Source organism: Vibrio sp. 10N.222.55.C7 (assembly GCF_041473335.1).
In the GTDB taxonomy this organism is placed as follows: Bacteria; Pseudomonadota; Gammaproteobacteria; order Enterobacterales; family Vibrionaceae; genus Vibrio; species Vibrio crassostreae_C.
Genome location: NZ_JBFRSC010000008.1, coordinates 74,499 through 96,856, shown reverse-complemented (window position 1 = coordinate 96,856; position 22,358 = coordinate 74,499). Strand labels below are relative to the sequence as shown.

Below are 22,358 nucleotides of genomic sequence, written 5' to 3'. Positions count from 1 at the left end.
ATGACTTGTTTAATGAATCGTATCGCTAGCTCAGTAAAAGCAACGGCTCAAGTGAGTGTACTTGGTAGTGTATTAATGGCTGGTTCTGTGATGTCACTGAACGTGAATGCAGAAGACATCCTAACCAGTACACCTGTGACTTATGCATTGGCGACAGAGCTAACCAAAGGCACGGACATTACGACCGAATATCTACCACCTAAGCGCTACGGTATTGACCGTCTGCCGAATTGGTTTGGTACCAAGGGTGCGAGTAAAGTGCTTCAATCGGGTGAAAAGGCGACCGTTGCGGTAACGTTGTCATCGATCTGGCAAGCCGACCCTACGTTTGTATACGCAAGACAAAGCAATATCCGTTTAGTTGAGGTTGATGCCGCTCAAGCGATTACACCGCGTGCACAAGGCGTTGCTGCGCTTACATTGTCGAATGGTGATGTGTCTAAATACGCATGGTTAAACCCGACCAACTTAACACGTATGGCGGCGATTGTGGCTGACGACTTTAAGTTGTTGTGGCCTGCGCAAGCTGAAACGATTGATAGCAACTTACAACGTGTGATGTTGGATGTTCGTGAACTGATCAACAAGCAGCAAGCAGTATTGCTCGACAATGACGTAGATTCAGTATTGTTGCTTTCAGAAAGCTTGGAAGATTTCGCCTCTGGCAGCCAACTGTTTGTTGAAGAACGCATGTTCAAAGCTGAACTGGAATGGACAGAGCAGGACAAAGCCAAGCTTAAAGAGATGTTTTCGGAAGATGATGCTCTATGGTTAGTTACAGCGAAAAAGCCAAGCAACTTGATTAAATCATTGGTACCGAATGAGCGTATCTTGGTAGTGGATTCTGTTGATCGTTGGGGCAGAGCGGGAATCAACGCAAAAGCACCGTTTGCCCGTTGGGAAGTGCAGCCATTCAAAGGCTAACCAGCGCGATTAAAAATGGTAGGATCAAAAAAGCAGCCCAATTTGAGGCTGCTTTTTTGTTCTTGTCTGTTGGCTCTGAAAAGAGTGTCAGACAAGAGGACTGCGAGTATAAACTTACTCTGCAGCTTTTGTCTCTTCAGCTTCAACAGTTGCTTCTACTGAACCTTCAGCTTGCTCTTGAGCTGCTTTCGCTTGTTCTTCAGCTTCCATTTTTGCACGGTCAGCTTTAGAGATGTAGCGAGGCTTGTTGCTACTATGCAGTTTAGAATTCGCCTGTTTCTGCTTCTTTTTTAGAATTTGATTGATTTTTTTCTTACGGTTCATTGCTGCATAGCCTTGTATTTAGTTTAGGCGGAGGAGGATAATCATTTTAGCTCTAGAACTCAATATTTACATGGTATTCAGCAAGGAAAATATCACTATGCAGTCAGTCGAGACCGAACGTTTAAGATTAAGAATGATCACACCTCAAGATGCGGCGTTTATTCAACGACTATACAGCTCAGAAGATTTCCTGCGTTACATTGGTGATAAGGAAATCAACAACACTGAAAAGGCTGTCGAGTACATTGAAAACAACATTCTTAAGATGCATGAAGAGAAGGGTGTCTGTTTGTTGATGGTTGAAATCAAAGAAACTTCAACGCCAATTGGTATCTGCGGATTAATAAAAAGAGACACCTTAGCGTCGCATGATATTGGCTACGGGTTTGCTCCTGAGTTTTATGGTCAAGGCTTTGCCCAAGAAGCCGCGGAGGCGATAATTGAACAAGCTAAGCAGAATGCTGATATCGATCATTTAGTTGCCATCACTACCTCTGATAACATTCGAAGTATCACACTACTGACTAAGTTAGGCTTTGTGTTCGAGCGAGTTGAAGATGTGATAAGCGAAAGCGTTAATCTCAACCTGTACGGTTTCTCATTAGGTAATTAAAACATGTTCCAACATAACAATATTCTACAAGGTGAGCTCGCAACGGAGTACAAAACCGTTATTGCGATGGTGCACATCTATTGCAAAGATCACCACGGTGAAGTTCGTCAGAATAACGCGTTATGTGAGGAGTGTGAGCAACTGTTGCGTTACGCCGAAACACGACTGGATAGATGTCCTTATGGCGAAGCAAAACCGACCTGTAATAAGTGTCCGATTCATTGCTATAAACCAGACCCGAAAGAGCAAATGCGATTGGTGATGCGCTATGCCGGGCCAAGAATGCTACTTAAGCATCCGATATTAGCGATTCGACATCTGATTCATGAGAAACGGAAAGTGCCTGAAAAGCCGTTGCCGAATGTGTCGAACCGCCATATCCGAATGAACAAGAAGTAAGTGGCGCTTTAAAGTAATTTCTAAAGAAATGCAAAAGGTCTGATTTCTCAGACCTTTTTTATGTAGATACGTTTTATCTAAGTTTGAATATAGCCAGGTAACTGAAACTTACGCCGCTTGAGGCTCTTCGTAGGTCACCGTTAGGTTGTTGATCCAGCGTCGGCTCAAGTAACGGTGTGAACAGATGGTCAATTTCACGACTTCTTCTACCAACATTAGACCATAGATGTATTTAAAGTCCCATTCAGCGACAAACGCGCCGTAAACACATACAGGAATGCCCACCATCCACATCGCGATGAAATCCATGCGAAGGCAGAACGCATTATCACCACCAGCACGAATAATACCGTTAATGATCACCATGTTGAGCATGCGAATCACGACCGCAAAGCACATGATCATCATCGCAGGTGAAGCAAGCGGGTATAAAGCGTCTTTGGTCAGGTTTAGCCATGACAGAACGTGCTCTTTACCCATAAACAATAGCAAGCCTACAACCGCACCAAAACCAACCACGGCTTTGATGAACGTCAGACCCATACTCATAGCGTCATCAAACTCATCACGACCGAGTGAGTGACCAACCAACACGGAACACGCTACAGAAATACCAAAGAATATCGAGTAACACAGCGACTCAAAAGGCGCGAGCATAGAGAACACAGCAAGTTCCGTTGTGCCCATGTGACCGAAGATCATTTGGTATGCCATAGTACCCATTGCCCATAACACGGCATTCATCGTTAGTGGCAAAGCAATACGACGGTAAGATAGCCATAATGACGGACGATGTGGTGAGCTAGGCGTGGTTAACAACCAGTGTTTACGCATGCGCATATAGCCATACATCAAACCCACTTGAATCAAGCGCGCTAAAGTGGTTGCCAATGCCGCACCTGCAACGCCCATCGCTGGAATACCGAAGGCACCTTTAATGAGTACGAAGTTAAGTGCGATGTTGAGGGCAATCGTGACCGCACCAAGCAATAGTGGTGTTACGGTGTCACCTGATGAGCGCATGCTTGCTTCTACCACGACCACAATGTGAGTCAGAAGAAGGACAGGGAATCCATACCACAGGTAAGTCGCGCCAAGTTCAATCACGGTTTGATCGCTGGTCTGCAACATCATTAAAAACTGAGAACCAAGAGTGATGATTGCAGTAACAGGCAGCAGAACTTTTAAGCCAAACACCATTGCGATAGATGATACCGTTCGCGCGCTTTTTCGGTCGTTCTTTCCCCAGTATTGAGCGACTAATGTTCCGTTTGCTGAGGCCAACCCTGCCATAATCATAATAGCAACGAAGTGCCATTTTGATGCAATTCCCACAGCCGCAGCTGCTTCCATACCATAATCACTGACCATTAATACGTCAGCAAGGGCAAGAATAGCGACAAGCGCACTTTGTAAAGCAACAGGTAAACCCAGTTTAACGATACGAGGTAAGATGCTCTCTGGCTTGTTATTCATAGATGAGTTAGGGTTGATGTTAGTTGTCATAAGCTCTCCGATTTATGGCAGAACTATAGTGATTTGAGCGAAGTAACAACATGTTTAAAAAACAACAAAACCTGTGCGAATCCGTCATTGATTCAATGAGACCAAAATCAACTTGGCATGATGATGTTTTTCTCGCTGAACAGTGCAAAGAACGTTTTTTGACCGTTGAAGATATTCCAGAGATGAAAAGCTTTGGTGTCTATATGGGCGGCATGGCGAAGCTATATGATGGCTACTGGGTTGAGCGCGAATCCGTTAATGTTCATACGTTGATTTTCACTATGGAAGGTGGCGGCATTCTAACAACCGCAACATCGGTCCAAGCGATTACACCTTATACACTCGTGGTGCTTCCTGCTGAAACCCCATTTCGTTTTGAACTCGATCCTCAATATAATTATTGGAAAATGGCGTGGATGCTGACGCCTGACACCAAGCAATGGCAGCACATAGCAAGTTTAGGACAGGGGATTGTGCCTTTTGGAGAGTGTGAGCAGATCTGGTCATTAATGAACTTGGTTTACTTTGAGATAGGCGGTAGAGCCAGTTACCGTAAGTTACTCTTGAGTGAAATTATCCGAACATTGACGGGGTTTGAGCCTAAGTCGACCAGCACCACTGCACGTGTTCAAGCGCTCTATAACGAAATTGAAAGTAGTCTGCATCAGCCATGGACAGTGGCAGGGATGGCTGAAAGAGTGTTCATCAGTGAAGAGCAACTCAATAGAGTCACCAAGACGCTATTCAACCTCTCACCACGCAGTAAATTGATTCAATTACGTATGGACAAAGCCACCAGTCTACTGAAATATCAAGATTGGTCAGTTTCTATGATTGCTAATCGCTTAGGCTACAAAGATCCTTATAACTTTTCGCATCGTTTCAAAAAGCATTTCGGTTTGTCACCCAGTCAATATCGAAAGAGCCATCGACTTCTTGGTTAGCCTTGCACGATGAAATGAGAAGTGTGGGAGAAGAAGGTTACATATAGGCATGAGTTGAAAAGGGCCCTTCGCTTAGACATAAAGTCTGAACTCGGAGCCCTAATGACACGCATCTAGTGTCTGTCTATTTAAGCTTACTCGCCTGCAATCTGTAGGTGAGAGCGCTTTAGGCTAGCAATCAACATGTAGATCGTTGTAGCAAGTAGAGACGCGAATAGGTAAGTGAACAATCCTGCTTGTGAATCCATAAAGCTGTCTGCAACGATTGGTCCCGCAACAGAACCGATGCTGTAGCAAAGTAGCATGATTTGAGTCACTGACACCAAGTAGCTTGGGTCAAGGTTACGGCAACCTAAGTTAATCGCGATTGGGTATAGCGCAAATGTGGCCATGCCTAATACGAACAAGCTCATGCCTAGTACGTAGAAATCGTGATTGATAGTCAGCACACCAATGCTTGCAACCCCTAGCAGGCAGAACAAAGCCATTAATAACACTTGTCCTACGTGGTGAGATAACCAAGTCACCATCGGCTGTACAGCCATACCACCCATGATAACCAAAGCCATCAAACCACCAATGTCTTCGTGTGCAATGTTACGTTGAGCAAGTTCAACTGGCATCAAGCCGTAAATCGCACCTAGCGTTAATCCGGAAACAATGCAGCCAATTAGCGCGCTGTGGCTTAATTTGCTGATCTGCTTTAAAGACAAAGATTGCGCATCGTGGATCTGTGGTGGAGTTGCTTGTCCGTACATCAGCACAATGATCGCACCAAACAGAAGGGTGAACATTGCGATGAAAGGTACGCCACCAGTAATACCTAGGTAACCGATACCAAGCTGACCAACTGCAGAACCGCCGTACAGTGAACACATGTAGATAGCGAGACGTTTTGCGCGTTGTGACTCGTCGCCGCTCATTAGCCAAGACTCTACAATCACGAAGATACCTGCAACCGCCACACCAGCCACAAAGCGAGCTAGTAGCCATACTGCTTGGTGTGGGATCAATGGCAATACAAGGATCGTTGCGATGAACACACTCAATGCGATGACGAACGCATCTTTGTGGCCAACACGCGCAATGGCACGTTCAATCAATAATGTACCAGCCAGTAGACCTGCATAGAATGCACTCGCCAACCAACTCGATAGATCTTTGTCTAAGCCATACTCAGACAGCATTAATGGTAATGAACTCATTAAGTAGCCTGAAGCGATCGCGTAAAAAGACAATGCAATAACAGGAACAGTTATGCGAGTTGTTGGTTGGATGTTGTCCAATGCAGGAGCCTCTGATAGTAAAAGAAACGATGAATTTTCCGCGACTATGGGGGAGAAACTGAATTGGGTAAAACAAATAAAAATGGTCGTTAAGATAAAGGAAATTTATCGACCAACTAAACTAAAATACGGTTGCGATATTTGGTGGTTTGGCGAGATTTTATGCGGGCAAAAAGTCGTTAAGCCGTTGTTCATTGGTGGTTTAATTTAGAAAAAGATTGCAGCGTGATTGTCTTTTTATGATTTGGATTGAGTGGGATTTTAAGTGTTAGACAGTTTCTTTACGGTATTGACGTGGCGAGTTACCACTCCACTTACGAAAGGCATGACGAAAGTTAGCGCTATCAGAAAAGCCAACTCGTTCAGATATCTCTTCAATACTCATTCGAGTTGAAGAAAGGTAGTGCCGGGAAAGGTGAAAGCGAACATGGTCCAGTATCTTCTGATAGCTCGTATCCGCTGCTTTCAGGTGACGACGCAGAGTTCGAGAAGACATGCCCAGTTCTGAAGAAATGGATTCTATAGAAGGGTAACATCCTGGCCTTTCAATCAGCATCTGAGAGACTTTCTCTTTGAGGCTACTGGGTGCACTGACTTTTGCCAACATGTCATCACACGATTTTAAGCACATCTGTAAAGTGATGGGGTTGGCGGTAGGAAGAGATGAATACAAGGTGGTTGCGTCGAACTCCCATTCAAGCCGGTCACTATTGAATTCAACCGGGCAGCGGAAAATCTCTGTGTATAGATCGCCGTATTCAGGTTTTGGATAGGGGAAGCGGATCACTTGAGAAGGAAAGGGCTGCTGTAAGACCTCTTCGCACAAACTGTGTATCGCTGCGAACCAGTATTCACAACAAAAGGGCAGTAAAGAATCGAGTTCGATAAGTTGCTCTGCGCGAAAGTAACCAATGTTGTCTTCTACAGACATGGTTTTCCTGAGGACAGGGCCAGCAAGTTGCAGATACTTAAACCCGATTAAAAAGGCATCGAGTAGTGTTTCGCTGCTAAACACCGCATAACCGAGCACGCCGAAATCGCTGAACCTCGCTTGTTGGCCAACTTTAAGCCCCAATCCGTCTTCGTTGGAATTCGCTAACGCATTACTGAACACAGCAAGCTTTTGCGCCAAAGTGATGTGTGTATCGGGTGTGTTGAGTTGGAGAGCATCGATGTTACTGCCTTCGAGCAACTCTTCGATACTGAGAACAGGCGACAGGTAACGATGCAGCAACTGAAGATCCAGAATGCCGAATGCTTGCATGTCGGGTTCGTAAACTGCGGTGTATTCCATAAGCTGCCTCTTGTTGAATATCGATATCTTAACCGAACTTTTAACATTTACGCCTGTTGCTTGTTCTCACTTTCGCAAGCTTGTTCCAAATTTTGGTTTATGTGTGCAAGGTTTTATTGGGCTAGCGCAGGCTGTGTCCGAATATCACCGGTTTTTGTCTTTTTGAAACCTGTTCGAAATGTTATCGAAATGTTGTAATTTATTGGGCTGCACATTGGAGCGTCTCAAACATTTTGCTCAATAACGACTCTTATCTACATGACACACCAATGTGCAGGCTCGTGATGACAAGAAAGAGACTTATTACAACGATTAGAACGTCTACGGTGACCGTCACAAACAGGTCTAAGCCGCACAAGGAGATCATGGATGCACAATCTTGCTGTTAATTTGGAGCGTAGCGCTTCGCTTTTTCCAACTAAAGCCGCTCTGCGTATGGGATCGGATGAAATCAGTTTTTCTCAGTTAGAACAACTTTCTGGAAACGTGGCTGCTAACTTGAAAAGACTTGGATTGCAGAACGGAGATAAGGTAGCGTTGTCATGCCCGAACGTGACTTACTTTCCGATAGCCTATTACGGGATTCTAAAAGCGGGTTGTGTAGTCGTGCCTTTGAACGTGCTATTCAAGGCCAGAGAGATCGCTTATCACCTTAATGACTCTAACGCGAAGGCCTATTTATGTTTTGACGGCAGTGAAGAGCTTCCAATTGGTCGCTATGGTTTACAAGGTTTTGAGCAGGCAAACCACTGTGAACACTTTGTCGAGATGCCTATCCCAACAAACACAGACACTACTTTAGAAAGTAATGAGGAGCATGAATCAATCGCTGATTGGTTGGCACAACCTTTTACTCCTTTTGAGTCTGTGGCTTGTCATGGCGATGATACCGCAGTAATCCTCTATACCTCTGGCACAACAGGTCAGCCAAAAGGCGCAGAGCTTTCTCACACCAACATGCAAACCAATGCGATGGCATCTCAGTATTTAATGAGATTGGAATACAGTGACACGACAATGGCCACGCTTCCTTTGTTCCACAGTTTCGGCCAAACAGTGATGATGAACGCGAGTGTGTTAACGGGCTCCACCATGGTGTTGATTCCTCGTTTTGAACCATCACTGGTTATTGAACAGATCATTAGCCATAAAGTCAGTGTCTTTGCTGGCGTTCCTACCATGTACATTGGGCTTCTTAGAGCCGGAGAAGAGTCATTAGAGCGCTCTGAACAGGTTAAACACAGCTTGAGGTTAGGTGTTTCTGGCGGTGCTTCTATGCCGCTTGAGGTCATACGGCAGTTTGAATCTCGTTTTGAATTACCAGTCTTAGAAGGTTATGGGCTCTCGGAAACGGCGCCGGTTGCGACCTTTAATCATATTGATGGCGATCGTTTATCGGGTAGTGTCGGTCAGCCTTTATGTGGCCACCTCATCAAGATTACTGATATACAAGGCAACTCTGTCGCTATGGGTGAACTCGGCGAAGTCTGCATTAAAAGCCCAAGTGTGATGAAAGGCTATTATCAAAGGCCAGAGGCGACAGCTGAATCTATTCGTGATGGTTGGTTCTTAACGGGAGATATCGGTCGCGTCGATGAGCATGGCAATTTGTTCATTGTTGACCGTGTTAAAGACATGATTATTCGTGGTGGGTACAACGTTTATCCACGTGAAGTCGAAGAAGTGTTGATGTGTCACCCCGATGTCGAAATGGTCGCGGTGGTAGGCGAGCATCATGAACATTTAGGCGAGGAGATCCACGCGCATGTGGTTCTTCACGAACATACGCAATGTGATAGTGCCGCCTTGATAGCATGGTGTCGTGAGCAACTCGCCGACTACAAATACCCGCGTAAGGTATTCATTCGTAAAGCCTTACCCATGACAGCAACCGGAAAAATCTTGAAGCGTGAGTTACACCCACTAGAAATAGCGGAGATGGCAAATGGATAGTTATGATTTTATTATTGTTGGCGGTGGTTCAGCTGGGTGTGTGATGGCTTCTCGGCTGTCGGAAGATCCTGATGTGACGGTTTGCTTGTTAGAAGCGGGTGGTAAAGACACCAGCCCATTCATTCACACACCCGTTGGCGTGGTGGCGATGATGCCAACCAAACTCAATAATTGGGCATTCGAAACGGTTGAACAGCCGGGTTTGAACGGTCGTAAAGGCTATCAGCCTAGAGGTAAGACACTTGGCGGTTCTAGCTCTATCAATGCCATGATGTACGCTCGTGGACATCGCTATGACTACGATAGATGGGAAAGGCTGGGCAATGCTGGCTGGAACTATGAATCCTGTTTGCCTTACTTTAAGAAAGCAGAAAACAACGAAGTCCACCAAGATGAGTTCCATGGCCAAGGTGGTCCTCTTAATGTGGCCAATCTTAGATCGCCAAGCCCTATGTTGGAACGTTATTTAACGGCGTGTGAATCGATAGGTGTACCTCGCAATGAGGATATTAACGGCGCTGCTCAGTTTGGGGCGATGCCGACGCAGGTAACACAGCTGAATGGTGAACGATGCAGTGCTGCCAAGGCTTACTTAACGCCAAACCTTTCACGATCAAATCTCACGGTCGTGACTAAAGCCACCACACATAAGGTTTTGTTTGAAGGCAAGAAGGCGATTGGTGTTGAATATGGTTCTAGCGGAAAGCGTTATCAGATACGATGCAACAAAGAAGTGATTCTTTCCGCTGGCGCGTTTGGTTCTCCCCAATTGCTGTTACTGTCTGGTGTCGGTGCTCAAACTGAACTAGAGACACATGGAATCGAACAGGTTCATGAATTACCTGGAGTGGGCAAGAACCTTCAAGATCATATCGACTTAGTACATTCGTATAAATGCAGTGAAAAGCGTGAAACTTTTGGTATCTCGCTGCAAATGGCCTCTGAAATGACCAAAGCCTTACCACTATGGCACAAAGAACGCTGCGGTAAAATGAGCAGTAATTTTGCAGAGGGAATAGGCTTTCTCTGTTCCGAAGATCATATCGCTGTACCGGATTTAGAGTTTGTATTTGTGGTCGCTGTTGTAGATGACCATGCTAGAAAAATTCATACCAGTCATGGCTTTACCTCTCATGTCACCTTATTGCGACCGAAGAGCTACGGCACCGTAACGCTCAATAGTAATGATCCCTATGATCCGCCTAAGATCGATCCTGCGTTTTTCAGTCATCCTGAAGACATGGAGATCATGATTAAGGGCTGGAAGAAGCAGTATCAAATGTTAGAGAGTTCCGCGTTTGATGATATCCGAGGCAATGCTTTCTACCCTGTGGACGCCAGTGATGACAAGGCTATCGAGCAAGATATTCGCAATCGTGCAGACACTCAGTATCACCCGATCGGGACCTGTAAAATGGGACCTAGTAGCGATTCTTTAGCTGTGGTAGATAAAGATCTCAAAGTTTATGGATTGGATAATTTGAGAGTCATTGATGCTTCTGTGATGCCGACACTGATTGGGGCAAACACCAATGCACCAACCATTATGATTGCTGAGAAAGTCGCAGATCAAATCAAACAGCAATACGGGTTTGGCAAGCAAGAATCTAATATTCAAGCGAAAGGCGAAGCTGTAGTTTTATTCAAGAAGTTAAGTGATAACCATAAATAAAACAGTAGGTTAGATAGTCTTGATTTGGTAAGACTCTCTAACCTATTTTTGTGTGCTTACTTAGAATTAAGTAATGCTAAATCAATAGCTTAACCAATAGTATTACTTAGTTAGTGCTTGATTAAGCCACTGATCAAATTGACCTTTTGGCAGTGCACCGTTAATCGTATCAACACGTTGACCGTTCTTGAACACCATCACCGTTGGGATGCTTCTGATTTGATACATAGCCGCCAGTTGCTGTTGAGCTTCGGTATCAATTTTAACAAATCGAACATCGCCAGCGCGCTCTTTAGCGACATCGCTGAACACAGGTGCGAAACCTACACATGGGTTGCACCATGTCGCCCAAAAATCGACAACGACAGGCTGTGAACTGTTCAAAATTGATTGGAAATTCAGTGACGTACCTTCGATTGGTGCACCGTCTAGAAGTGCGTTTTTGCACTTACCACAAGTAGGGCTTTCTGAAATTCTTTCTGAAGGAACTCGGTTTACGCCACCGCAAGAAGGGCAACGTGTGTTGAATGTAGACATAACTTTCTCTTTTTATTGCGTCTCCGTGCCTAACGCGATTTACGAATCATGTACGGAACGCTTATACTGTTTAAAACAAGAATAAGATACTCAAATAAAAACAAACAATAAACAGGTAAATGATGACAAAATTTTACGCTGAAATTACGGGCTGGGGAAAGTGTCTGCCACCAGCCGTGCTATCCAATGATGATTTAAGCACTTTCATTGATACGTCTGACGAGTGGATTCGTACTCGAACTGGTATCGAAAATCGTCGTATCAGTCATGTAAATACCTCTGAGCTAGCGACCGTTGCTGCTCAACATGCAATGGCGTGTGCTGGTTTAACAGCCGAAGATATCGATCTTGTGATCGTAGCGACGTGCAGTCCAGACTCTCTTATTCCAAATACCGCGTCTAAAGTTCAACAGAACTTAGGCATCAAGAGCGCAGCAGCTTTTGACCTTAATGCAGCGTGTACAGGCTTTATCTACGGTGTTGAAACAGCAACTCGATTGATTCAAGCGGGCAACTACCGCAATGCGATCGTTGTGGGTGCAGAGCGTCTTTCATTCTTCATCGACTGGACCAAGCGTGATACTGCGGTTCTATTCGGTGATGGCGCTGGCGCTGTGGTTCTATCACGTACTGAAGAGCAAGTGGGTTTACAAGAAGCTCAAATCGGTTGTGACGCAGAGGGCCGTGACATTCTAGCAGTACCAAAATTCGGTACTTCTATGGACCGCTTTGCTGCTGATAACGGTTACTGGGATTTTGATTTCGTTGGTAAAGAGATCTTCAAGCGTGCAGTGAAAGGAATGGGCGCTGCAGCACATACAGTATTGAGTCGCACTGGCATCTCAACTGAAAACATCGATGTTGTGATTCCGCACCAAGCGAACATCCGAATTATTCAAACTCTGTGTGATATGGCGGGCATTGAACGTGAGAAAGCGTTTGTGAACATTCAAAACTACGGCAACACATCGGCTGCGACTGTGCCGATTGCATTGTGTGAATCGTTAGAGCAAGGCTTTGTTAAACCTAACTCAAACATTCTTGTGGCGGCATTCGGTGCCGGTTTAACTTGGGGGGCAGGTCATATTAAGTGGGGTAGCCGTGTTGAGCCGTTAGGTCAATCGGACGCTAAGCTTCCAGAAGCAGATAGCTCGGCATTAGAACTTCTAGAGAGAGCCATTTTACACTGTAAAACGCGTCCTAATTCTGAGAATGAGTAGCAGCATGGCCCAAGTTCGTTTTATGACAGAAGCCGACCTCGATGGAGCGGCTTTAGTTCACCAAGCTACTTTTGTTCGACAGCAAAACTCAAAAAATTGGTTACAATGTAACTTAAATGCTGCGCCACGCTTTCTTAACTTTGTTGCTGAAAGCGATGGCGAGATTGTCGGCTACATTATTTGGGTTCAAAAGAGTGGGTTTAGGCCTGAAGCTGTTTTGGAGCTAGAACAACTTGCTGTATTACCGAGTGCTCAGGGGCAAGGATTGGGCAAAAAGCTGATTCTAGACTCTTTGCCTCAAGTGAAGCAGAAGCTATCAGAGCAGGGCTCGACACTAAAACATGTATTAGTGACCACCAGAGCAGATAACTTTGCACAAAAGCTCTATCAGTCGACATTGGGCGCTCAAGTCGAAACCACGATTTCAAACTTTTACTCAGCCGATGAAGTGCTTATGATAGCTCGCAATGTAGGTGAACGAATCTGATCGCTGAGTTCTTAGAACCATTATTATCAGCGGCATAACTCGATTAACGTTTTATTAGGGGCTTCTGTGGCCCTTTTGTTATTTCTTAGGAAGTATTTTGAAGAAAGTTTTAGCAATTGGCTACGTTTGGCCAGAACCGAATTCATCGGCGGCTGGCAGCCATATGATGTCTCTTTTACGTCTATTTAAGAGACAAGGTTGGTCAGTTGAATTTGCAACACCCGCTCAAGAAACCGAGCACATGATTGATCTCTCTGAAGAGGGCATCACAAGCCAATCTATACAGTTAAATTGCGATAGCTTTGACGATTACATTGAAGAGCTGCAGCCCGATGTTGTGATGTTTGACCGTTTTATGATGGAAGAACAGTTTGGTTGGCGTGTCGAGAAAGTATGCCCGAATGCCTTTAAGTTACTGGATACGGAAGACTTACAGTTTCTTCGTAATGCTCGACACGAAGCGGTTAAGAAAGAAACAGATCTGACCAAAGCACACTTGTACAGTGACTTGGCTAAACGTGAAATTGCCGCGATTTTGCGCTGTGATCTTTCGTTGATCATTTCAAGTTACGAGATGGAACTGCTTCAATCTGAGTTCAATATCGATCCCAAACTGCTTCATCATCTGCCGTTCATGGTTGATCTTAATACGCTTCCTGAAAGCACGAAAAGCTTTGAAGAACGTAAGCATTTCATGACGATAGGCAACTTTAGACACGCACCGAACTGGGATGCCGTACTTCAGCTACAGAAGATTTGGCCGAAGATTCGTAAACAGTTACCTGACACTGAACTTCATATTTATGGATCGTATCCGCCGCCAAAAGCAACCGCTTTGCATAACCCTAAAACTGGCTTCCATATCAAAGGTTGGGCGAAAGACGCTCAAGAAGTGATGGAAGATGCACGTGTTTGTGTTGCGCCATTACGTTTTGGCGCTGGCATTAAAGGCAAGTTACTTGATGCGATGAAGCTACAGACTCCGAACGTGACCAGTGAAATCGGCAGCGAAGGCATGTTGCCACAAGGAGAACTGCAATGGCCAGGTGCGGTTGCTGATGATATCGACGAATTTGTTGAAGCTGCAGTTGCCCTTTATAAAGATGAAGAGAAGTGGCTTAAGGCACAAAGCCGATGTCATTCAATCCTTGAAGCGCACTACGAGCAGAATAAACTGGGCGACACATTGATTGAGCGATTGATTGCGCTAGGTTCTGAGCTTGATGCGCATCGACTGAATAATTTCTTTGGTTCAATGCTTAAGCACCATAGTATGGCGAGCACTAAGTACATGTCGCAATGGATTGCTGAGAAGAACAAGGTCAAATAGCTGTTCTTTACCAAAGACAGAATAAATCTTAAGCCCTTAGGTTAACGCCTAGGGGCTTTTTTCATGCAGGGCGCTTGTTAATTCCAGACTTACAAAACGACACATACTCGCAGTACATTAGCATTGACTAATTTATATTTATTAGTAAACTCTAATTTATAGGTTGTCATGAGTTTATGATGTTTGTGGATAGGAGAGGTTTGTGCTTAGTTTGATTCCTTGGGATGCTTTTTTCGGCGGCATGTTGTTAGGCGTGTCGGCCATTGTTTTAATGTTGGGGATTGGTCGAGTTGCTGGCATTAGTGGCATTGTCAGCCGATTATTGCCAACTGGCACCAGCAACAAAGAACGTAAAGATGCGGATACAGCAAACACCGAAAAACACTGGCGTATCGCCTTTGTTGTGGGAATGGTCGCAAGTGGTTGGCTATTAATTCCGACGGGCTACCAACTTCCGCAGTTAGAAGAGATGAATCTCGCTTTAGTGATTATTGCTGGCCTTCTGGTGGGCTTTGGTACTAAAACAGCGAACGGTTGTACTAGCGGGCATGGCATTGTCGGAATGGCGCGTTTATCTAAACGTTCTATTGTTGCGACCTGTGTATTTATGGGTGTGGCAATCGTAACCGTGTTTATCAAGAATCTGACTGGCTTGGGGGCATAATGAAAAACGCTTCATTTACTATCTTTATCGGTTTGGTCGCAGGTATTCTTTTTGGCTCTGGCATGATCATCTCAGGGATGGTTGATCCTGAGAAGGTACTCGGCTTCTTAGACATTACCGGTAACTGGGACATTAGTTTGGCATTCGTCATGGGTGGCGCGCTATTGGTCTTTGCACCGTTTTATCATCTGGTCATTAAAAAGCGCGCTAAAGCCATCAATGGCGAGCCGTTAGATAGCCGTAACAATCCGTTGATAGACAGAAAGCTGATTCTTGGATCTACAGCGTTTGGCTTAGGCTGGGGGATTGCAGGCTTTTGCCCAGGCCCTGCGGTAACCAGCCTAAGTGGCGGCAACCCGACGGTGTGGGTGTTTATGATAAGCATGCTGGTGGGAATGTGGCTGGCGGATCGTATGAACAAAACGTGTTAGTAGCAAGCTTATAGCTGATTACATTGGCTTTGACGTTATCCGTTCTGAGCTGACCAAGCATAGAGGTTGACTCGCTTTCAGCACGAAAGTCAGTCAGCCTCTTTCTATATTTACTGTTTCTATTATTTTCAGTTATCTACAATCTGTTGTTATCTAAAATCTACTATTTAATAGTCGTTGAAACTGGACAGTGGTCGCTGAGTTTGTAGTCCAGAACATCTTGTGTTTCAAATACCTTCTGCTTTGCAGGAGAAGCATTTAGCGACTCACTCACCACAATATGATCAATAACAGAGCGGAACTGATGTGTGCGATAATTGTTGCGGTTAGAGCGTACCTTACAATCTGCACGGGTCTTTCGTGTCGCTAACTGCGCATCAGTATATTGTGATAACTCTTTCCACATCCAATCTCGTGAGTAAGCGAGGTTATGGTTAAAGTCGCCAAGAATGGCGTAGTCTTCGTTATTGCGCTCTCTTTGCTTTATCCACTTGTTCAGTTGCTGAGCTTGCTCTTTTAAACGAGAGCAATCGCGGTTGGACTTATACGCTCCGCTACAACCTGCCTTTAAATGCACAGACAACATGTGAATGGGTTTAAAGTTTGTTTCTACAACGATATAGCTGGCAAACCTAAGTTTACTGTTGGATGTGGTTTCAAGCGGAAAGTCAGCGTAGTCGGTGAGGGCTACTCCTTTACGAACTGCAAATCCCGTGTATTGGTTCACTTCTTTAAATTGGCGGTTGCTGTTCTTAGATAGCGCCCGGTCAGACATCAATATCTTGTATTGATCACCAGCCACACGCTGAATGGCATTTACGTTATCGACTTCTTGAAACGCAACCACGTCTGCGTCTAAGGATTGAAAATAAGTTGCGAGTTTGTCGAAATCAGCTTGATCACGTTTGTCAGAAAACTTATTCACAGCCTCGTTGGTTGATAACCATTCGATATTCCAACTGGATATGGTCAAAGGTTCAGCAAATGTCTGGCTACTGAGTAAGCAGCCTAACATTATCCAGTTTTGAAGTCGTTTCATGCCAAATATCCCTAATTTTGTCTGCCAATATTGATGAGCCGTTATCCTACAACACTTACCAAAAATTCAACTCTTTTTAGGAGTTTTTTTATTGTTACATTGTTTCTTTTCGACTTGAGAACTAGCGTAATAATATTGAATTGATCTTAGTCAGCGTTCTCTTTTTATTGATCCAAATCAATACTCAAAGTTGGTGGTTCTCGTTAAATACGCCACAATATCTAGTGTTAGTTAAACGATAAATCGCTCTATATAGTGTGTTTGTGGATAAGTCTGTGAATACCTCAAGAGTAAGGAGAAGTGGTGAAATCAATCGTAATCAAGCGTGATGGCTCAAGAGCTCCATTCAGTAGAGATCGCATCCAAGCTGCAGTGGAAGCAGCATCAGACAAAGCCGATAAGGAAATTGCTATTTATGCACTGAATGTGGCATTAGCAGTTGAGTTGAAGCTCGAAGACTACGATGAAGTTCATATCTCTGAAATTCAAACCATGGTCGAGAACGAGCTAATGCAGGGACCATACAAGTCTCTGGCTCGTGCCTACATTGAATATCGTCATGACCGCGACATCGCCCGTGAGAAGCAAAGCGCTTTAACTCGTGAGATCGAAGGTTTGATCGAAGAAAGCAACGTTGATCTAATCAATGAAAACGCGAACAAAGATGGCAAAGTAATCCCAACTCAGCGTGACCTGCTGGCGGGTATCGTGGCTAAACACTATGCGAAAACTCACATTTTGCCACGTGATATCGTACATGCTCACGAATGTGGTGATATTCACTACCACGATCTAGACTACGCACCGTTCTTCCCAATGTTTAACTGCATGCTTATCGATCTGAAAGGCATGTTAACGCATGGCTTCAAGATGGGTAACGCGGAAATCGACACACCTAAGTCTATTTCTACGGCGACAGCGGTAACCGCGCAGATCATCGCGCAAGTGGCGAGTCACATCTACGGCGGCACAACGATTAACCGCATCGATGAGGTTCTTGAACCTTACGTTATGGCGAGCTACGAGAAGCACTTATCGCTAGCGAAAGAGTGGGACATTCATAGCCCAGAAGCTTTTGCTATCTCTCGCACAGAGAAAGAGTGTTACGACGCGTTCCAATCTCTGGAGTACGAAGTAAACACGCTGCACACCGCTAATGGTCAAACACCATTCGTGACGTTTGGTTTTGGTTTAGGTGAAAGCTGGGGCTCGAAATTGATTCAGCAATCAATCTTGAAAAACCGCATTGCAGGTTTGGGTAAGAACCGTAAAACAGCCGTGTTCCCTAAACTGGTATTTGCGATCAAAGATGGTTTGAACCACCAGAAGCAAGATCCAAACTACGACATCAAGCAATTAGCGCTAGAGTGTGCGTCTAAGCGTATGTACCCAGACATTCTTAACTACGACAAAGTAGTAGAAGTGACAGGGTCATTTAAAACTCCTATGGGTTGTCGTAGCTTCTTGAATACTTACGAAGAAAATGGTGAGTTGATTCACGAAGGCCGTAACAACTTAGGTGTTGTTAGCTTGAACTTGCCACGTATTGCGATTAACGCAAAACAAGATATGGCTAAGTTCTACGAACTGCTTGATGATAAACTCAAGCTGGCTCGTCGTGCATTAGAAACTCGTATTTCTCGTCTAGAAAACGTGAAAGCGCGTGTTGCTCCAATCCTATACATGGAAGGTGCGTGTGGCGTTCGCTTGAAAGCAGACGACTCTATTGCAGACATCTTCAAGAACGGCCGTGCGTCTGTTTCTCTTGGTTACATCGGTATCCACGAAGCAATGACTGCGCTTTACGGCACAGACGTTCACTTGTACGACGATGGCGAAATGCGTGCTAAAGCGCTTGAGCTAGTGGAGTACATGAAGCGTGAAGTAGAATCTTGGACCAAAGAGACAGGTTATGCATTCAGCCTATACGGCACACCAAGTGAAAACCTATGTAGTCGTTTCTGCAGCATCGACACCAAAGAGTTTGGTGTGATTGATGGCGTAACAGACCGTGGTTATTACACCAACAGCTTTCACTTAGACGTGCAGAAGACAGTGAACCCATACGACAAGATCGATTTCGAGATGCCTTATCCTGAAATCTCTAGTGGTGGTTTCATCTGTTACGGTGAGTTCCCGAACATGCAGAAGAACATCGAAGCACTAGAAAACGTATGGGACTACAGCTACACACGTGTTCCTTACTACGGTACAAATACGCCGATTGATGAGTGCTACGAATGTGGTTACAACGGTGAATTTGACTGTACTAGTAAGGGCTTTACGTGTCCTAAGTGTGGCAACCACGACTCAACCAAAGTATCGGTAACACGCCGTGTTTGTGGTTACCTTGGTAGCCCAGATGCACGACCATTTAACTTCGGTAAGCAAGAAGAAGTTAAACGCCGAGTGAAGCATCTTTAGTAAGCTCTAAGATTATTAGCTAGCTTACTTAGAAGAGCTACGTTTCAAGAAATATGTTTGGTATCGGCGCTATGTCGATACCAATTCTTTCGTTTCAGCTTTTACAACACATCTTCTCAAACTATTAAGTAATCACGAGTTTTCAATACTGCCTTATGAATTATCACCAATATCACCCAATCGACGTTGTAAATGGCCCTGGAACACGCTGCACTTTGTTTGTGTCGGGTTGTGTACACCAGTGTCGCGGGTGTTATAACCAATCGACGCAAAGGTTGGACTCTGGGCATTTGTTTACTCAAGAACTGCAAGACCACATTATCGCTGATCTCAATGATCCGCGAATTAAGCGTCGTGGCTTGTCGCTTTCTGGTGGTGATCCTTTGCATCCTGCAAACGTGTCTGAAGTGCTTAAGCTTGTTCAGCGTGTAAAAGCAGAATGTGAAGGCAAAGACATCTGGATGTGGACGGGCTACGAGCTCGACGAACTCGACGAAAAGCAGAGGCAAGTACTTGAATATGTTGATACTTTGATTGATGGTCGTTTTGAGCAAGATAAAGCGGATCCAATGTTGGATTGGCGTGGTAGTTCAAACCAAATCATCCATCGATTTACTGATATATAACTGCTGTCGTGACTTTGCACACTCGTAAACGAAAAAGGGCTTCATCGTTAGCGCAATGCTACAAATCAGCCCTTGGGTGTGAGTTCTTTGAATCTATCGCCTGCACGTCAGTGTCAGTTTATCGCCTGTTTATATAGGAATGTGCTCAGGCTCGTCGATTAGATTGTTGATCCATTTCTTAGAGTGAATTCGCTGGCTAGTTAAAGCGATCTTCGCTAACTCCTCCAGTAACACAATCATCAACACCCATTCTAGCGGCCAACCCAACACCAGCGCAGTAAAGTAAGCAAGGGGAATACCGATTGCCCATTGGCCAAACAGGTCGATGAAGATACTGTAGTTGATGTCTCCACCACTTTTCAGCACGCCACCAATACCAACCATATTGAAGACTCTTAGTATCATGCCGAGTGCCATGACTAAGGTGACGTTAACGGCTGTCTCTTTGAGCTCTAAGTGAGTAAGGCCGATCATGTATACGATCGCGGGTTTAGCAAACCAACACACCAAGGCTAATATAGCCGCAAGCCCACAGCTGACCAATACATAACCCCATGCGGTGTTCTCAACACGTTGATAGTTCTTCGCGCCGATCTCGTTGCCTAGAATGATCGAAGCGGCGACCGCAAACCCCATGAACGCCGAGATCAAGATACTTTCTACTGGCGATAACAGCGAAATGATCGCAAGCTCTCCAACACCCATTTGCCCAACTATCACGTTATAAATAAGAATCCCGCCCGCCCATGCTGTGTCATGAACCAACATAGGTATTGCTATCGTGAAGTACTTCTTTCTATGCTTCGGTAATATCGCTTCTCGCCAATTACTTAATGTCGGGAATAGATGCGCGTAGTGTTTCTTCGCCATGATAAGCAGCGCTATCGTCTGAAAGAATCGAGACACCGTGGTGCCAATAGCCACACCAACTACGCCCAGTTCTGGAAATCCAAACAAACCAAAGATCAGCAATGCATTGAGAATCGCATTAACGATGATTGCCCAAATACTGATCTTGGTGGGTAGCTTGGCTTCGCCGACCGATCGCAGTGCGCTTTCTAAGGGCACTACGATCGCGGTACCAAAAAGGCTGGCTCCTGTTATCCAAAGGTAATCCGTTGCCAAGCGGACGTAATCAGGGTCTGAGGCCACCACAGACACGACTGATTCAGGAGCCAATGTATAAATCAACACAAAGGGGATGATGGTAAAGACAGACAATGCCCATGACTGTGCTAATGTGCGTCTAATTCCGTTGAAATCTCCCGCACCGAAATATTGCGAAGCTAGCACACTGACAGCGCCGCTAATCCCGGATACCATGATCAAGTTGAAGAAAAATATGCGGTTACCCACACCAACCGCCGCAGTTTCAGAGTCACCCAGTTGGTTAACCATAAAAATATCGACCACGCCGAGTAATGAAAACAACATGGTTTGTAGCGATACAGGCAAACCGATGTGTAAAAGCTTTTGCCAAAAATCTTTGTCTAGATGACGATATGTCGAGCGCATCGCATTTCCCCTGTGGTTAATATGCGAGAAGTTTATCGGCATTTGTTTAGGCTGTATTGTTCAGGTTCATCACAAACTTTTGCCAAACTATCTATTTTCAAAAGCTGTCTATTTGTCAAAACGATCTGTTTTCAAAATCATCTATTCCAAAACTATCGAATGACTAAAGTGGCGATTTAATTGCAGGCAAACCTAATGAGCGACCAGTGAAATGAGTGAGAAACACGAACGGTACGAGATCTCTGATCAGACACACCAAGAGTTTGTCGATCAAAGCCATGTATTGGCATTCGAAGAATTGGGTATCGTTCAGTGTGGGACGGCGTCGTGCCGAGATTTCTTTTCGGTACATCGGAAGAAACCCCAGAAACACATGCTGCTATACACGGTTAGGGGCAAAGGGTGGTTAGAAAGTGGGGCGTGTCGCTATATTCTAGAGCCGGGGTCGTGCATTACTGTGCCTGCAGGCGTTGAGAATGGCTTTGGGATTGAAGAAGAAACATGGCAGATAGCGTGGATCTTTCTATCGCCTGATAAGCATTGGGATAATGTCGTCAATGATGAAGTGAGTTATACGCTCTCTCCTGCAGCCGAAGTCGTCTCGTCTTGTATTCATACCTTGCTGAGAAGTATTGCCTTGCCCATTGATTTAGGCGGAGCGATTGCCATTCACAGCGTAGCCCAAATAGAGTTCCTGATTAATGCACCAGTCCCGCAGCAACAGTCTCGAAATTTGATTCGCTTGAGACGTGTGTTCGACAGTGTTCAAAAGCAGCTTCATAAAGAGTGGAATGTGCATGAGCTAGCAAACCTATTTCCTTGTTCAGAGCCGCACTTCCATCGTTTGTGCCAACGTTATTACTCTCATAGCCCGATGACTCATATTATGCGTATGAGAATGGAATACGCTGCTCGTTTGTTGAAATCGAGTGATTGGTCGATTCAACATATTGGCGAGATCGTGGGGTACCCGAATGCAGCGAACTTTAGTACTCGATTTAAAGCTTGGTCGGGCATCACACCAAGGCAATTCAAACAAGGCATTTAGCTGAGAATCAACAAGGTACTTCTTAAACAAGCTACTGCTCTTTTGATAAAGCACTAAAAGTGTTCGAAATTTACGCTGTTTTGTGACGTAAAATGACCAATCTCTGTTTACTTATTCTAACT

Annotated in this window: 22 protein-coding genes; 15 read left to right on the top strand and 7 right to left on the bottom strand. The window is 44.9% G+C overall.

The genetic code is table 11. The annotated features are described in order from the left end of the window. The gene (locus tag AB4482_RS03035) at positions 1-924 is read left to right on the top strand and encodes an ABC transporter substrate-binding protein (RefSeq protein WP_017062538.1); all 924 of its coding nucleotides are present in this window, start codon (positions 1-3) and stop codon (positions 922-924) included. 114 nt (positions 925-1,038) lie between these two features. Here the strand turns inward: AB4482_RS03035 and AB4482_RS03030 are convergent, their stop codons facing one another. Next, entirely contained in the window at positions 1,039-1,248 is a 210-nt protein-coding gene (locus AB4482_RS03030; protein ID WP_017060973.1) for a DUF2986 domain-containing protein, read from the bottom strand. A gap of 97 nt (positions 1,249-1,345) precedes the next feature. Between AB4482_RS03030 and AB4482_RS03025 the strand changes: the two genes are divergently transcribed. Together AB4482_RS03025 and AB4482_RS03020 are read left to right on the top strand one after the other, a co-directional pair. Next, on the top strand, positions 1,346-1,861 hold the full coding sequence (locus tag AB4482_RS03025; RefSeq protein WP_136978234.1) for a GNAT family N-acetyltransferase: 516 nt from the start codon (positions 1,346-1,348) through the stop codon (positions 1,859-1,861). 3 nt (positions 1,862-1,864) lie between these two features. Beyond that, a complete protein-coding gene (locus AB4482_RS03020) occupies positions 1,865-2,260 on the top strand; it encodes a nitrous oxide-stimulated promoter family protein (RefSeq protein WP_017060975.1) in 396 nt (131 codons plus the stop codon). Positions 2,261-2,368: 108 nt separating this feature from the next. Here AB4482_RS03020 and AB4482_RS03015 read toward each other — a convergent pair whose 3' ends face one another. Then, entirely contained in the window at positions 2,369-3,766 is a 1,398-nt protein-coding gene (locus AB4482_RS03015) for an MATE family efflux transporter (RefSeq protein WP_372131578.1), read from the bottom strand. A gap of 50 nt (positions 3,767-3,816) precedes the next feature. Here AB4482_RS03015 and AB4482_RS03010 point away from each other — a divergent pair, with 50 nt between their 5' ends. Further along, the gene (locus AB4482_RS03010; protein WP_017060977.1) at positions 3,817-4,710 is read left to right on the top strand and encodes an AraC family transcriptional regulator; all 894 of its coding nucleotides are present in this window, start codon (positions 3,817-3,819) and stop codon (positions 4,708-4,710) included. Between the two features lie 134 nt (positions 4,711-4,844). Here AB4482_RS03010 and AB4482_RS03005 read toward each other — a convergent pair whose 3' ends face one another. After that, on the bottom strand, positions 4,845-5,996 hold the full coding sequence (locus AB4482_RS03005) for an MFS transporter (RefSeq protein WP_029235229.1): 1,152 nt from the start codon (positions 5,994-5,996) through the stop codon (positions 4,845-4,847). Here AB4482_RS03005 and AB4482_RS03000 point away from each other — a divergent pair. Then, positions 5,968-6,207 (top strand): hypothetical protein, encoded by a 240-nt coding sequence (locus AB4482_RS03000; RefSeq protein WP_017060129.1) that lies wholly within the window; start codon positions 5,968-5,970, stop codon positions 6,205-6,207. The two genes, AB4482_RS03005 and AB4482_RS03000, sit on opposite strands and share 29 nt — an antisense overlap. A gap of 57 nt (positions 6,208-6,264) precedes the next feature. Here AB4482_RS03000 and AB4482_RS02995 read toward each other — a convergent pair whose 3' ends face one another. Beyond that, complete coding sequence (locus AB4482_RS02995) at positions 6,265-7,290, bottom strand: AraC family transcriptional regulator (RefSeq protein WP_017069105.1); 1,026 nt, start codon at positions 7,288-7,290, stop codon at positions 6,265-6,267. Between the two features lie 369 nt (positions 7,291-7,659). Between AB4482_RS02995 and AB4482_RS02990 the strand changes: the two genes are divergently transcribed. Continuing rightward, positions 7,660-9,243 (top strand): long-chain fatty acid--CoA ligase, encoded by a 1,584-nt coding sequence (locus AB4482_RS02990; RefSeq protein WP_372131577.1) that lies wholly within the window; start codon positions 7,660-7,662, stop codon positions 9,241-9,243. Further along, entirely contained in the window at positions 9,236-10,915 is a 1,680-nt protein-coding gene (locus AB4482_RS02985) for a GMC family oxidoreductase (protein ID WP_372131575.1), read from the top strand. The genes AB4482_RS02990 and AB4482_RS02985 overlap by 8 nt, the downstream gene beginning before the upstream one ends. A 102-nt stretch (positions 10,916-11,017) precedes the next feature. Here the strand turns inward: AB4482_RS02985 and trxC are convergent, their stop codons facing one another. Further along, positions 11,018-11,452, bottom strand: coding sequence for a thioredoxin TrxC (trxC, locus tag AB4482_RS02980; protein ID WP_017060125.1), 435 nt, complete (start codon positions 11,450-11,452; stop codon positions 11,018-11,020). Between the two features lie 122 nt (positions 11,453-11,574). Between trxC and AB4482_RS02975 the strand changes: the two genes are divergently transcribed. The 5 genes from AB4482_RS02975 (at position 11,575) to AB4482_RS02955 (ending at position 15,584) form a co-directional block, all read left to right on the top strand. Beyond that, positions 11,575-12,672: a ketoacyl-ACP synthase III gene (locus AB4482_RS02975; RefSeq protein WP_102333615.1), complete on the top strand. Its 1,098-nt coding sequence runs from the start codon at positions 11,575-11,577 to the stop codon at positions 12,670-12,672. A 22-nt stretch (positions 12,673-12,694) separates the two neighbouring features. Further along, on the top strand, positions 12,695-13,159 hold the full coding sequence (locus AB4482_RS02970) for a GNAT family N-acetyltransferase (protein ID WP_029235379.1): 465 nt from the start codon (positions 12,695-12,697) through the stop codon (positions 13,157-13,159). Between the two features lie 97 nt (positions 13,160-13,256). Beyond that, on the top strand, positions 13,257-14,489 hold the full coding sequence (locus tag AB4482_RS02965; protein WP_372180528.1) for a glycosyltransferase: 1,233 nt from the start codon (positions 13,257-13,259) through the stop codon (positions 14,487-14,489). Positions 14,490-14,691: 202 nt separating this feature from the next. After that, complete coding sequence (locus tag AB4482_RS02960; RefSeq protein WP_010429747.1) at positions 14,692-15,153, top strand: YeeE/YedE family protein; 462 nt, start codon at positions 14,692-14,694, stop codon at positions 15,151-15,153. After that, on the top strand, positions 15,153-15,584 hold the full coding sequence (locus AB4482_RS02955; RefSeq protein WP_372180526.1) for a DUF6691 family protein: 432 nt from the start codon (positions 15,153-15,155) through the stop codon (positions 15,582-15,584). Before AB4482_RS02960 ends, AB4482_RS02955 begins: the two co-directional genes overlap by 1 nt. A 163-nt stretch (positions 15,585-15,747) precedes the next feature. Here AB4482_RS02955 and AB4482_RS02950 read toward each other — a convergent pair whose 3' ends face one another. Next, on the bottom strand, positions 15,748-16,623 hold the full coding sequence (locus tag AB4482_RS02950) for an endonuclease/exonuclease/phosphatase family protein (protein ID WP_017064569.1): 876 nt from the start codon (positions 16,621-16,623) through the stop codon (positions 15,748-15,750). A 303-nt stretch (positions 16,624-16,926) separates the two neighbouring features. Here AB4482_RS02950 and nrdD point away from each other — a divergent pair, with 303 nt between their 5' ends. Together nrdD and nrdG are read left to right on the top strand one after the other, a co-directional pair. Beyond that, positions 16,927-19,047, top strand: coding sequence for an anaerobic ribonucleoside-triphosphate reductase (nrdD, locus tag AB4482_RS02945; RefSeq protein WP_102394372.1), 2,121 nt, complete (start codon positions 16,927-16,929; stop codon positions 19,045-19,047). Between the two features lie 155 nt (positions 19,048-19,202). Then, positions 19,203-19,673, top strand: coding sequence for an anaerobic ribonucleoside-triphosphate reductase-activating protein (nrdG, locus tag AB4482_RS02940; RefSeq protein WP_017069098.1), 471 nt, complete (start codon positions 19,203-19,205; stop codon positions 19,671-19,673). A 129-nt stretch (positions 19,674-19,802) separates the two neighbouring features. Here the strand turns inward: nrdG and AB4482_RS02935 are convergent, their stop codons facing one another. Then, the gene (locus AB4482_RS02935; protein ID WP_372180524.1) at positions 19,803-21,230 is read right to left on the bottom strand and encodes an MATE family efflux transporter; all 1,428 of its coding nucleotides are present in this window, start codon (positions 21,228-21,230) and stop codon (positions 19,803-19,805) included. A gap of 169 nt (positions 21,231-21,399) precedes the next feature. On the opposite strand from AB4482_RS02935, the gene AB4482_RS02930 reads away from it, so the two are divergent. Beyond that, entirely contained in the window at positions 21,400-22,236 is an 837-nt protein-coding gene (locus AB4482_RS02930; RefSeq protein ID WP_372180522.1) for an AraC family transcriptional regulator, read from the top strand. Positions 22,237-22,358 lie beyond the last annotated feature (122 nt).